At 44.8% G+C, this 14,669-nt stretch carries 6 protein-coding genes and 2 pseudogenes; 1 reads left to right on the plus strand and 7 read right to left on the minus strand.

Features of this window, described 5'->3' with window-relative positions:
* Positions 1 to 978, plus strand: a pseudogene (locus tag BT147_RS00955) (hypothetical protein); the annotation flags it as partial.
* Between the two features lie 49 nt (positions 979 to 1,027).
* On the opposite strand, the gene BT147_RS00960 reads toward BT147_RS00955, so the two are convergent.
* From BT147_RS00960 to dhbC, 7 genes and pseudogenes are all read right to left on the minus strand, one after another.
* On the minus strand, positions 1,028 to 2,056 hold the full coding sequence (locus BT147_RS00960) for a bifunctional 3-deoxy-7-phosphoheptulonate synthase/chorismate mutase (protein ID WP_502688550.1): 1,029 nt from the start codon (positions 2,054 to 2,056) through the stop codon (positions 1,028 to 1,030).
* 34 nt (positions 2,057 to 2,090) lie between these two features.
* Positions 2,091 to 3,485, minus strand: a complete 1,395-nt coding sequence (locus tag BT147_RS00965) for an MDR family MFS transporter (protein ID WP_502688547.1) — start codon at positions 3,483 to 3,485, stop codon at positions 2,091 to 2,093.
* A gap of 12 nt (positions 3,486 to 3,497) precedes the next feature.
* Entirely contained in the window at positions 3,498 to 3,719 is a 222-nt protein-coding gene (locus BT147_RS00970; protein WP_072329991.1) for an MbtH family protein, read from the minus strand.
* A gap of 13 nt (positions 3,720 to 3,732) precedes the next feature.
* Positions 3,733 to 10,878, minus strand: a complete 7,146-nt coding sequence (locus tag BT147_RS00975; RefSeq protein WP_072329993.1) for a non-ribosomal peptide synthetase — start codon at positions 10,876 to 10,878, stop codon at positions 3,733 to 3,735.
* Positions 10,879 to 10,914: 36 nt separating this feature from the next.
* Positions 10,915 to 11,794, minus strand: a pseudogene (locus BT147_RS00980) (isochorismatase family protein).
* A 15-nt stretch (positions 11,795 to 11,809) separates the two neighbouring features.
* A complete protein-coding gene (locus tag BT147_RS00985) occupies positions 11,810 to 13,435 on the minus strand; it encodes a (2,3-dihydroxybenzoyl)adenylate synthase (protein ID WP_072329995.1) in 1,626 nt (541 codons plus the stop codon).
* 28 nt (positions 13,436 to 13,463) lie between these two features.
* Positions 13,464 to 14,657: an isochorismate synthase DhbC gene (gene dhbC / locus BT147_RS00990; protein WP_072329997.1), complete on the minus strand. Its 1,194-nt coding sequence runs from the start codon at positions 14,655 to 14,657 to the stop codon at positions 13,464 to 13,466.
* Between the last annotated feature and the right edge of the window lie 12 nt (positions 14,658 to 14,669).

Genomic DNA, 14,669 nt, shown 5'->3' on the forward strand with positions numbered 1-14,669 from the left:
GGCGCTTCGGGCTTTGACGGGGTGACAGGACCTACGGGCGCTTCAGGCATTGACGGGGTGACAGGACCTACAGGGGTTTATGGTCCGTTTTTTTGGGGAGCCGAAACTATTTTCTGGGCAGATTCAGCCTTTACTGGCAGCACTGGAGATGGCACTCCTGGAAATCCTTTTAACTCCCTACAAACTGCCGTGACAGCAGCAACCAACAGTCCATTGGCTGTAGAACTCGGCATGAGAGCACGATTAATTATTTATATCGCCGCAAACTCTATTTTTGATGAAGATGTCGTCATCCCACCAGCTAGGCATGTTCAGTTATTAGGTGTAGGTCCTTGGGTTCTAGGGAATGCAGATCTCGCTAACTTTGCATCCTCTACTCCTCGAAATATTACCATTCAAACGAATTCATCAGAGGAAGACACATATACCTCACAGGGTCCTGCCTTTGTTGCTCGTCCGGTAACTGTCGTTGGGACATTTGATAACGGAACATCTGTAAGTACTCATACAAATTACACTGATGGTGCTATTATTAGCGGGAACATTATCTTTCAAAATACGGACCCTCTAGATCCATTTACTACCATCGAATTTCAACTGCATAATGCACGTGTAGTCGGTACCATCATGCCCGACGCTGGGGATCCTCATCAGGGACAATTAAATAGCTATATTTACAACAGTCGAGTCAATATCATTAATCATACTGGCTTCCGACTACAACGTATGGTGGACAGTATATCAAATGGAGCTCTTACTATGGCAGTATACTCACATATCACTAATTCAACGATTAGTGGAAACGTAACAGTTGGAGCAGCGTCAAGTGATGTACCACCTACAGGTATATTTAGTAGTCAATTTACCAACATAACGTGGACCGGTCCACTCACACTGGATACTTCATCCAATTACTATTTCATTACCAGTGGTTCCACTTTGGTAGGAGCAAAAACCGTTTTATTTAATAATACCTAGCTTTATAAGCAAAACCCCCTCTTATCCCATGTGACAAGAGAGGGTTTTGCTATCTAACTACCGTACGAATCGCATCCATAAAGCAATCAAATTCATATAAATCCATCTGTTGTTTTGAATCAGAAAGTGCCTTTGCTGGATTCGGATGAACTTCTGCCATAACCCCGTCGGCTCCAACGGCTAGGGCCGCCTTAGCCATAGCTGTTAGGATATCTTTTCTTCCCGCTGAGTGGGTAACGTCCACGATGACAGGCAGATGAGTCTCTTGCTTGAGTATCGGAACCGCTGAGATATCAAGCGTGTTTCGAGTCGCTGTCTCATAGGTTCGAATTCCTCTTTCGCAGAGAATCACGTTTTTATTTCCTTCTGCCAAGATGTATTCCGCCGCCAGTTTGAACTCTTCAATCGTGGCTGACAAACCTCTTTTTAGCAAAATAGGCTTGTTGGTTTTCCCTAATGCTTTCAAAAGGGGGAAATGGTGCATATTACGTGAGCCTATTTGCACAACATCTACGAAAGGAAGTGCTTCATCTAGTTGATCCACGGACAAGATTTCGGTGATGACTGCCATCCCTTGTTCTCGTGCCACTCGTGATAAAATCTGTAATCCTTCTACACCGAGACCTTGAAAGTCATAGGGGGAGGTGCGCGGTTTAAAAGCGCCTCCTCGTAACAAACGAACTCCTTTTTGTGACATTTTCTCTGCTACGATACTGGTTTGATCATAGCTTTCGACAGCACACGGTCCCATGATAAAATGCGGATTTCCATCTCCGATTCTTTCGCCGTTGATCGTGATAATGGTATCCTCTTGCTGGTATTCCCTTGAGTAATACATCACTTTTTTAGCTGTAGTTTTTGCTTGGATTTGGATACGTTCTTGAAGCAGAGTTGCTACCATTTCTACTTCCTGTTGATCCATATATCGAATCGCTTGTTGGAAAGGAAAATTCATCATAAATCCATGATTTTCTTTTGCATCCTGTACAAGTTCCTGTCTTCGACTCATCAGATTCAAAATCTCCGCATCGAGATCCTGAATCGTCCCGCGCAAATGGGTTACGGTTGACAATGAAATCATCTCCTTGGATGATAGGTACTTTATATCGAAATTACGAGGCACGGGCCTTTTGCGGTGGTGCCTCGCTTATTTTTCCAGTGTTTTTTAGCTGAATGGCAAAAATGAGGGATAAGATTAAAAAGATAGCGGAACCAAATAGTGCCCACTGGTACGTAATTGGGTTTGCCTGGCTCCCACCGATTACGTCTGCAAATCCAATCACACTAGCTAAGATCGCAACGCCTAAGACGGAGCCCAGGCGGTACTGAACTTGAAATAAAGTCGTTGCCCGCGCCATAGATCCATGCGAGATATGATTAAAAGCAGTGGCTCGTAAGGCTCCTACTGAATGACCAAGGAAAATCCCTACACTAAACATAAGCACTCTTACAATCCATGGGTTTACTGATGCCGACAAGAATGCGATTAACGCAAAGACCACGACTGAACCTGTCAATGACAGAATCATTAATCGCTTTACGCCTAGTTTTTTAAGAGATGTCGGTAAAAGTTGAGATGAAATCATCAATCCGATCGCCTCAGGGAATACAGTAAGTCCCGTATGGAGGGCAGATGCATGGAGCGCATTTTGATACATAAGTGGAAAAATATACAGCATTCCGAACAAGGCCGCGGCCGAACAAGCTGAGATGATGCTCATAATTCGAAATAATGGTTCGTTCAATAACTTTAGATCTAGCAAGGGATCTGTTGCTCGCCATTCTACGAAAATAAGAGCAATCATAAAGGAAAGTCCTAAAACGCCTGTGATCCATATCTCAGGTGAAGTCCACCCTTGAGAAGGTCCTTGAGTCAACGCATACATAAACATCGAAAATCCAAAAATGGAGAGCAAAAAGCCTTTCCCATCAAAATGTTCACGAACTTCTTTTCGATATTCTTCGAGAAACAATATCCCTACGATAACAGCCAAAATTCCAAATGGAATATTAATATAGAAGATCCATCGCCATGAAAGCTGATCCACTAGAAATCCACCGATAATCGGACCTAGCGCAGGTGCGACAGCAATCGGAAACACAATCATACGTGACAATCTAGGCCGCTCTTCGGGTGAAAATGTTCGAAAGAGGATCGCCATCCCTACTGGTGTCAACAGACCGCCTGCTGCACCTTGAATGATTCGAGCCATGTTCAGTGTGACCAAACTCTCTGCCAAGCCACAAAAAAGCGATGACACTGTAAAAATGCTAAGTGATATCAAAAACACTCGTTTCGTTCCAAAGCGATCTCCTAACCAGCCGGCAATCGGTAGGAGCATCGCCACTCCTACCAGATACCCTACATTGATTGCACTGGTTGCCGAAAGAGGGATTTGAAACGCTGCCCCCATCGCAGGTAAAGCTACATTGGTAATCGTCGCATCCATCGCCGCCATAAACATGGCTAACACATATACGAATACAACGACTTTTCTTTTACTCACTCGATCGCCTCATCACGTAACAGGATTGATTTTTGCTGCATTTGTAAGCTGTGTTGGGATTAAGTTCTTCCACTCTGCATTGATATAAGCTAGACAGCTTTCTTTTTGATCCTTGCCGTAAACTACCTGCCATCCCGCAGGAACGTCGATCCAACTGGGCCACAATGAATATTGTCCTTCTTCATTTAATAGAACGAAATAGGTACCTGTTTGATCATCAAATGGATTGATCATGTTCTACCTCCCCTTACGAATGAACTATATCTGCCAGTTTTTTTAATTTCTCTTCTAGAATCAGACCAATTTCCTTCAATGGTTCTGGTTGGCACATATCTTTGTGTCGGCATGCAATCTCATGAACCTCGATCTCTCCATCCACATACGCTTCCCATGTATCTGCGAACAAAGGCGTAAACCAATCTGGAATCACCGTCGAGCGGAAGAAAAGAAGATTCCCTTTAAAAGGAGCAGGGTCATATTTTCGTAAAATGTCTATCGAATTTACATAGGCACTTCGCAAATTCAAGATAATCTCTTTATCTAGGCTTGCTAGAGCACTACCATCTCTACTCAAAATCTCGATCGCTCCCTCTAAGTCTAGCTGCTTGTCGCCCAAGTCATCAGGGTCATATCCACCTAGTGCTATTAGGGCAAGGAGTGCCTCGTCATCACTTGGTGTACGTTTGATCGAAAAATGGCTTGGGTACGCATCTAGCATCACCACAAGGGCAACTTCGTCTCCTTGTCGTTGGAGTTGTGTAGCCATGGCATGGATCACATTTCCTCCTAGAGACCAACCTAGCAAATAATACGGACCTTCTGGTTGGATCTCTTTCATATGCTCTATATAATTCGCCGCCATCTCCTCAGTGGATCTCGGCATGACATCTTTCCGAGCAATCCCTCGAGCCTGTAGGCCATAGATTGGGTAATCCATACCCAGTGTCGTCATGAGACCTGCGTAGCACCAGCTAAGTCCCCCAGCTGGATGAACACAGAATATTGGATGGCGAGTCCCACTTTCTCTAAGGGGAAGAAGCACTTCGAGTGGGTTATGACTGCTTCCCATCATTAGGCTTTCAGCAAGCCCAGCTACCGTCGGTGCTGTAAACAGATGGCCGATATTAATTTCCCTACCTAGAGCTTCACGAATCCGAGTCATCAAGCGAACCGCAAGTAATGAATGTCCTCCAAGCTCAAAAAAGCTATCATCAATTCCCACACGGGGTAAATCTAAGACTTCCATAAAGAGATCGCGTAAAATCTCTTCTTGCGGCGTTCGAGGTAATCGCCCTGATGCCCGAGTAGAGAAGTCTGGTGCAGGCAACGATTTCTGATCTAATTTGCCATTCGGTGTTAGAGGTAACTGGTCCATTGGAACCATGGCAGATGGAACCATATACTCAGGTAATCGACTTGCCGCATGCGAACGTAGTGATGAAAGCTCATCCTGAGACTGAGAGACCGTAACGACATAGGCAACAAGTCTCTGATTACCAGGCTGATCCTCACGGACGACGACCGCTACTTGCTTCACATCAGGGTGCTCATTTAGAATTGCCTCAATCTCGCCTAATTCAATTCGGAAACCTCGAATCTTAATCTGCTGATCTGCTCGTCCTAGGTAATCTAACGTCCCATCTTGTCTGAAGCAAGCCAAATCACCTGTTCGGTACATTCTTGAACCCGGCTTACCAAATGGATTTGCTATAAATCGTTCCGCCGTTAGCCCTGGGCGATTTAAGTATCCCCTAGCCAATCCATCACCAGAAATATAAAGCTCTCCTCTAACTCCCGGTGGGACTGGTTGCAACCATTGGTCTAACACATAAACGCCTAAATCAGGTATCCCTTGTCCGATCAAACTACTAGCCGAGATTTCGACACTCGCTTGATCTAACGGGCAGTAGCTTACATGTACAGTTGTCTCAGTAATCCCGTACATATTAATTAATTTTGGCTTTTGATCCGAATGTCTCGTATACCAATCTCTTAATCTACTAAACTCCAAAGCCTCTCCACCAAATACGATATAACGTAGGGAGAGCTTACTCCCTATTTCAGAATACTCCTGATCTGACTGGATTAATTGATAGAAAGCAGAAGGAGTTTGATTTAATACCGTTACCTTTTCTTCTACCAATAGTTTTAAGAAATTAACCGGAGAGCGGCTCATATCGTATGGAACAATAACTAGACAACCTCCATACAGCAGTGCTCCCCACATCTCCCATACCGAAAAGTCGAATGCATAGGAGTGAAATAAGGTCCACGTATCATCTGACTGAAACTGGAACCACCGATCCGTTGATCGAAAGAGGCGAATCACATTTTGATGCGGGATGACAACCCCTTTTGGAAGCCCACTCGATCCAGAAGTATAAATGATATAGGCCGGATGCTTTGGTAGTAATGGTTGTATCCGATCTGCATCTACCGGATTTGGTAGAGAAATGTCACCTTGGTTCATATCCTCAAGCATCATAAATGGAATCGACTGATTTTGAGGCAACAATGGGGCAGTCTCTGCATTTGTAATCATGCACGAAGGTTTCACATCACCTAACATAAACGAAATGCGCTCTTCCGGATAAGTCGGATCAAGAGGCACGTATCCTGCACCTGTCTTCAGAATCCCCAGTAATGCCACCATCATATGAGCAGACCGAGGTAAGGCAAGGGCAACAAACTGCTCAGGGCCAACTCCTTGTTCTATTAATGAGTATGCAATCTGGTTCGCTTTTGCATTTAGCTCCTCGTAGCTTACTCTCGTATTCTCATAAACGAGCGCTGTCTTATTCGGATAAAGAGTAGCTTGTCGTTCAAAAAGGGAGACAATCGTATCCTCCACTTCGAGGTTTCCTTCCACATCTCGGACAAGTTTCGTCCGTTCCTCTCCGCTCAAGATCTCAAAACGGCCAATGGATTGATTTGGATCGTGCGATACACCCTCTAGTAGCCTGAGCAATCTCTCAATCATAAGCTCAATCGTATTCCGTTCAAATAAATCGGTACTATATTCTAAGAAACCGTGTAACCCACTTCCATTTCCTTCTGCATCAAAAGACTCTCGAAACTCTAGAGTAAGGTCAAATTTAGCAGTACCCGTATTACTGAGATGAAAATGAGCTTCTAGCTCAGGCGCATTCCACTTCAGATCAGGTGTGTTTTGCATGGCAATCATGATCTGGAATAATGGGTGTTTGGAACGGGAGCGAGTTGGATTTAGCACTTCTACCAGTTTTTCAAAAGGAACATCCTGATGTTCATATGCACCGATATTCACTTTCTTCACTCGCTCAAGTAGTTCTCGAAAACTTGGCTCACCCGATGTATCCACTCGTAGCACTAATGTGTTAACAAACAGCCCCACGAGATCGACAATCCGATCATCATTCCGGCCCGCAATCGGACTTCCAAGTGGAATATCGGTCCCTGCTCCCAACCTTGTTAATAAAGCGGCGAACCCAGCTTGTAGAATCATAAAGAGGCTGGCACCATTTTTACGAGCGATCTCCGTTAATCGGCTATGGAGCCGAGAAGGTATCTCGAAAATGAGGCTTTCTCCTTGATAGCTTGATTCGAATGGACGCTGGTGGTCGGTTTGCAACTCTAACTGATCCGGAAGGTGGGACAAAGCCCCTTTCCAGTATTCAATTTGCTGAGCAATGAAGCCATCTTGATTGTTATCGTGGTTTAGCAAACTCTCTTGCCAAATCGCATAATCCGCATATTGAACAGGTAACTCAGCAAAAGAGGGTGCTTCTCCTCTTGCTCTTTCTCGGTACGCAAACTCCAGATCTTTGATAAGAGGCAAAAGTGACCAGCCATCTCCCACGATATGATGTAACAATAATACCAGCACACTGGAATCGGCTGACAGCTCAAATAGCTCGGCACGAATGGCAGGTTCTTTTGATAAATCAAAACTATATCGTACTGCCTGATGTTGAAGCTCTGAAAGCTCTTCTACCGTGCACTGGGTAATATGCAACTTTGGCAGAGCCTGACTCGCTTCTAAAATCAGTTGACATGTACTACCTTGTTGGTCCGGGAAAATCGTGCGTAGAACTTCATGACGCTTCACTACATCCGCAAGCGCTTCCTCTAGCGCTACTTTATTCATCTTCCCCTGTAACTGGATGATAAGAGGAATGTTATAAGTAGGACTTGGCCCCTCTAACTGATTAAGAAACCATAAACGCTTCTGAGAGAATGACAACGGAGCCTCTGCCGTTCTCTCCACCCTCACGATCGGTGGGCGAACGGGCTTTCCTTGAGCCAGTTCTCCAACTAAACCAGCTACAGTAGGCGTTTCGAATATTTTCCCAATACCGAGTTCAACATTAAAAACAACCCGAATCCGATTCATCAAACTCCCTGCCAGTAGCGAGTGTCCTCCTAAATGAAAGAAGTTATCATCAATACCCACTCTGGATAAACCCAATACCTCAGCAAACAGATCACATAAGATCTCCTCTTGTGGCGTTCTTGGTTCCCGTTTAGAAGTAATGGACTCAAGATCAGGGGCTGGGAGTCTTTTCCGATCTAGCTTTCCATTCGGAGTAAGGGGAAGTTCTTCTAATAAAACAGAAGCAGATGGTATCATATAATCAGGTAGACTTTTACCTATAAACTGACGAAGCTCTGCCCAGTCTATGGTGTCACCCACTGGCGGAACGATATAAGCGACCAATCGTTTGTCTCCCGGCCGATCCTCTCTCACGATGACAGCTACTTGGTGAACTAGCGAATGACTCGCAATCACCGCTTCCACTTCACCTAGTTCAATCCGATATCCTCTGATTTTGAACTGATGATCCGCTCGACTTACATACTCTAACGTTCCATCTGGACGCCAACGGGCGATATCGCCTGTTCGATACATGCGCGAACCCGCAGGTCCATATGGATTGGCAATAAATCGTTCCGCTGTAAGATCCGGACGGCCAAAGTATCCCCGTGCTAATCCTGCGCCCGCTATGTATAAATCTCCTGGAACGCCTGAGGGCAGTAATCGTAAGCTAGCATCAAGAATGTATACTTGTGTATTCCATAGCGGCTGACCAATCGGCGGGGATAGCAATTGCTCCTTAGAAAGGGTACATGACGTTGACCAAATTGTGGTTTCCGTTGGTCCGTAGAGATTCGTTACCTCACAACCCAGCTCAACCAGCGCAGATGCCAGATGACTCGGAAGCGCCTCTCCCCCTATTAGCACGTGTAACCCTTCAATCGAAACCTGATCATAAGAAGCAATCGTTTGCCAAAGTGTCGGTGTTGCCTGCATATGTGTAATGTCATTCTCCTGAATCATCTTGACCAAAGTAGATGGTGTTTGAATCGCTTCTTTCTGAGCAATCACACAAACCGCTCCGCTAATCAAAGGAAGAAAGATCTCCAGAACGGAGATATCAAATGCGATAGTGGTAACAGCTAATAGGCGATTCTCCTTACCCATCGAAAATTGATCTTGCATTGCTAATAGAAAGTTTAAGAGACTCTGCCGAAGGATGACTACCCCTTTGGGTTCCCCCGTAGAACCAGAGGTATAAATCATATACGCTGGATGAAGGGAAGAGATCGAGCTATTTGGTACAAACTCATCAGGACTAAATGTATCTAACTCTCTAATTAACTGTGCATCATCTAAAAGCAACTTGGCAACCTGAGCCTCTTCCGATAGTTGGCCCTCTAACACCCTTGTCGTAATGATGTAGGCAGGAGTGGCGTCCTCTAACATGTACGAAATCCGACCTGGCGGATATTCTGGATCAATCGGAAGATAACCAGCTCCAGTCTTTAGAACCGCTAACATCGCAACGACCATATCCACACCACGAGGTAACAAAATCGCAACAAACTGCTCTGGACCCACACCACGCGTAGCAAGCAAATTCGCTAGACGATTACTTCTCTCACTCAAATCCTGATAGGAAAGAGTCGTATCTGAACAGATCACAGCAGGTTCTTCTTTACCTGCTGATACTTGTTGTTCGAACAGCTCCAACATACTTCCCGAAGCAAGCAAATGCTCCGATTGATTCCAAACCTCTACAACACTCCTTCGCTCCTCAGAAAGCAAAAGGTCGAAGTATCCAAGAGAATGGGAACTCTCTATTTGGATCATCTGTTTGATGATAGACTGGATCCGGCGAAGATGGAGACTCACATCCTCCGCTTCGTAGAGATCCGAGTTTGCCACAAGATCCATTCGTAATCCTTGTCCATCTTTTTGCTCATAGAGATGGAGAGAGAGATCTTCAACAGGTCCTGTAGCTAGTTTGTGAACGATGCCACAAGCCCCAGCAAAACGAAGCACATATTCAAATGGCATAATGTTGATTTGCGGGCCAAATAGTCGATTGTTTTCACCCAATAATTTACAATCACGGCGTATCTCCTCATGCCGGTAACGCTGGTGATTCCTTGTATGACTCATAGACTGGCGAATTTGTTTCATAAGCTCTTGTAAAGAAAGCGATGGGTGCATTTCTAACCAAAGTGGCACGATATTCATTACCATGGCTGGCACCTTCAACGAAGCGGAGCCCATGCGCCCCATCATCGGCAAACTTAGCACAATCTCCTTCGATCCCGCCAAACGATGTACATAAATAGCCATGGCCGCAATCATGCACTCTTGCCAACTCGTCTCACATTTTCGAGCCCATTTTTTCAGATTTTCAAAGTCATCAGGATGTAAAAAACAAGTAGATAAATCCGTAATTCCTGATAACAAAACGGCACGTTCCGCTAAACTTACAATATCGGTCTGATTCTGGTACTGCTCCATCCAGAATTGACGGTCACTCTGGTATGTTTGTGAGTTCTTGTATGTGATATCTTCCTCGATTACTCGTTCAAATGAGCCGAAAAAGCCCCCTTCACAAGGAGTTCCTTCTACCAAAGCGGTATACACTTGTGCAATCTGGTTCGACAAGAGGGAAAATCCAAAGCCGTCAATCGCGATGTGGTGTATCTTCTGATACCAAAATGTCCGATCATCTCCTAGTTTTAACAAGACTTGCTTATAAAGTGCATCATGAAGCAAGTCGATGGGTTTAGCCAAATCCTCTTTCATCCACTTCATCGCTGAATCGTACGGGTCGCTTTCTTTACTCGTATCGATGACAAGAACGCCGCACTCCCGTTCACTACCAATCTCCTGCCACGGCTCGCCCTCGTCTTCATGAAACCGAACATGTAGCGATTCCGCTTCTACCATCGTCTGTTTAATGGCTTGGATCAATTTATCTAACTCAATATTTCCTTCTATTTCAACATATTCACCCGTGTTATAAATCGGATTCTCTGGATCTAACTTCTGAGCATACCAGATCCCAGATTGGGCTCGAGTGAGGGGTCTACGATTGGTATTTGTATGTAACATATATTTTGCCACCTCTAAACAAGTTGGTGTGAAGAATTAAGCGTGTCGTTTAACAGAAGATAGTAATTCCCACCAATGAGATAGGGTTGGATTCTCTGCTAGAGTAATAAAGTCAATCTCCACGCCATCCTGTCTCCAGCTCTCCACCAAACTCATCATCCGAATAGAATCAAGACCTTTATCAAGTAGATTCTCTGTTTCCGAAATCGTGCCTTCTGGCTCATCTAATAAATGGGCAACTTGCTTACTAAGTTTCTCAAACGTCATAGGAATATTGCTCCTTTTTTAATTGCTCCACTATCTGATCTGTAGTAATGGTATAAGCACAACGGGAAGCTGCATAATGTATGGCCATCTGATGATCCTGAAGCGAGAAATCAGCTACTGCATCTGCTACGAAAAAAGATTGAACATCTTTCATAAATGCATCACAAGCCGTAAGTAGGCACCCGATATGAGCATACACTCCGCAAATAATGAGCTGGTCACGCCCCTGCTCTTGCATATACTCTAGTAGATCTGTTCTCTGAAAAGCACTATAACGCCATTTTGTCAGGACCCGGTCATTCTTTTCAGGCGAGAGTTCGTCCACGATCTGCGTCTGCAAAGGGTCCTCTGTCATCCCTGGCCCCCAAAAATCAATTAGTAACGCGCGATCTTCTGGACTTTGATCTCCTGGTTGAGCTGAATATACAACGGGAATGGCGAATTCTTTACATGTTTCTTTGAGAGATCCGATGTGCTTCATCAGTTCCACAATAGGCGACTGACCCACTTGATAGGGTCGCATAAAATACTTTTGCATATCGTGAATCAACAATACAGCACGCTTTGGATCCGCCTCCCAAACAACTTTATTTTCGGGTAAATCGGTTTCTATTGGCATCGCATAGGGCGTAATTAATGGAATTCCCATCTTTTCACTTCCTTTTTAAACTTTTTTAAGTGTCATCTGCTCCACAATCATCTGACGCAACATTTTTTTACTCACTTTTCCGAGTGGAGTCTTCGGAAATTGATCTACAAACTCAATCCGATCAGGAATTTTATATGCCGCCAGTCCCCTGTCTTGCAGGAAGTGCCTAATCTCAGATGGAGTAGGACGATTCCCTCTGGGAATCATAAACGCACACGATCTCTCTCCAAGGAATGAATCTGGCATCGACACGATGGATACATCTAAAATGTATGGGTGAGCCAACAAATGATTCTCTACTTCCTCAGCGGCGATCTTCTCTCCACCGCGATTAATTTGATCCTTGTTTCTTCCTTCTACGATGATATAATCTTCCTTACTTAGTCGAACAATGTCCCCTGTCCGATAAAAGCCGTCAGCAGTAAACGAACGAGCGTTATGTTCCTCCGCTTTGAAATAACCTCGTATCGTATACGGACCACGGGTTAGCAGTTCTCCCGCTTCCCCTTGTGGCACTTCCTGATCATCTTCATCAACAACTCGAATCTCATCATACGGCGACATCGGCTTCCCTTGTGTTTCATGTATCAAATCATCTGGATCATCAAGTCTCGTATAATTAACCAGTCCTTCTGCCATTCCAAATACCTGTTGCAGTGTACATCCGAATGCAGGCTTTACTCGCTTCGCCATCTCCGCACTAAACTTTGCTCCTCCAACTTGCATCACTTTTAAACTAGAGAAATTAAAGGTACGTGTTTTAACTCCTTCAAGCCAGATAAGCGCAATAGGAGGAACCATCGCGGTAATCGTAACTTGTTCTTTCTCAATGAGTGGAAAAGCCTCATCTGGACTTGATCCAGAAGATAAGACAACTCTCCCCCCCGCATATAAAGTACCGAGAACGCCAGGTGAACTAAGCGGAAAGTTATGGGCAACTGGCAACACCGCTAGATAGACACTATCCATATCCATCTGACATACTTCATTACTCATACGAAGGCTATAAATATAATCATTATGAGTGCGCGGGATAAACTTAGGTAAGCCTGTGCTTCCTCCCGATAATTGGAAAAGAGCGACATCTTCACCCCTTACCTGTATTTCTACCATTGGGGATGGATCATACAAATCAGTTAAAGAGGCAAATCCACTCCCTTTCCCTTCTCCTTTAACAAATACATGCTTCAATGAAGCTGTTTCTTCCTGAATTTTTGTAGCCAAAGAAACATAGTCAAAGCCAGCATGGCTCTCTGGGATGATGTAAGCAACTGCTTTTGTAAATCCGCAAAAGTAGGAAATTTCACTATATCGATGAGTCGGAAGGGCTAATACTGGAACCGCTCCCAATCGAAACAATGCGAAACAAACCTCAAAGAATTCGATCGTATTGGGAAGCTGAACCACCACCCGATCTTCTTTTCGAATCCCCATCTTTTGAAATCCTGACGCCAGTTGATCCGCTCTATGATCTAGCTCCAGGTAGCTAATCTGGAGATCCCCTTCCGTAATTGCTATACGTTCCCCGTACAAACTAGCACGTTCCCGCAATACCTCCCCAAACGTTTCTCCCCGCCAACACCGGGAAACCATGTACTTTTCTACAAAATCACTTGGCCAATTTGAACAACCTGATAACATCATGCCCCTCCGCTCATACCATTCTGAATTATAAGGCTTTTGTTCCGATCCCCATCGCATAAAGCATCGTCCGCATCTTAGCTGATGTCTCTGCTAATTCATCCTCCGGTTTCGAACCCGCTACCACTCCAGCTCCTGCATATAAGGACATCGAAGATCCTTCTAATTCAGCACACCGAATCGCAACAGCCCACTCTCCGTCACCACTCTCATCACACCAGCCAACCATACCGGTAAAATACCCTCTGTCAAATGGCTCGATTTCTTGAATCGCTTGAAAAGCTCGCTCTGTCGGATAACCACAAACAGCTGGCGTTGGATGAAGTGCAAGAGCTAAATCCAAAGAAGAGATTGAATCATCTAACACCACTCCTTTAACAACCGTTGAAAGGTGCCACATCGTTTCTGTCTGAATCAGTGTCGGCCTACTCGGAACCTCTAGATTACGGCACAAAGGTTGCAGTGCCCCCTTCACAGCTTCCACCACAATTCGATGCTCATGAAGATCTTTTTCCGATCGAAGTAGCTCCTGTGCCCGTCTCTCATCTTCTACAGGATCTTCACTTCGCGGCCTTGATCCTGCAAGCGGATTCGCGATCACGGTATGATCTAACTTAGAGACAAGAAGCTCAGGGCTTGCCCCTAGAAACGTTCTCTGCTTCCCTTCCGCTGTCTCTTCGCTCTTTACATCGACGGCAAAGGTAAATCCTTGTGGATTATACTGCGCTAACTTTTGCAGAATCCCTTTTGGATCAATAGGTTCCGTCGTATGGACTCGTACCGATCGAGATAGAACAACTTTATCGAAATTCCCTTTCGCAATCCCAGACAGTCCCTTATCTACACCAGCTCGATACATTTCTGGCGCTGGAACCGGCTCGATTTCATATTGGACCAATGGGGAGGATTCTTCGTCTAATCCCTTCTCATATTGGTACGGATCTGAAAACACACATTTCTTCGGAATGACTAATTGCAACTCATTTTGACGATCAAACGGAATCGCTCCTACTACCACCGGATGTTTATGTCCTTGCATTCGCGCATCTAGCAACGCCTTCTTAACCAGATAAGCCACTTCACCGCCGCTATTTACTACTCTCTTAAAAACACCTGTTCCGTGTACAACATTACAGGGAGAAGCAAAATAAAAATCCCCAACAACGTAGTCATCGAGTAAAGGTCTCTCTTGTACTTCCTCCTGAACCACTCGATTCACCATTCCATCTCCCCC

Origin of the sequence: Thermoactinomyces sp. DSM 45891, assembly GCF_900119485.1 — a bacterium.
Taxonomy (GTDB): Bacteria; Bacillota; Bacilli; order Thermoactinomycetales; family Thermoactinomycetaceae; genus Baia.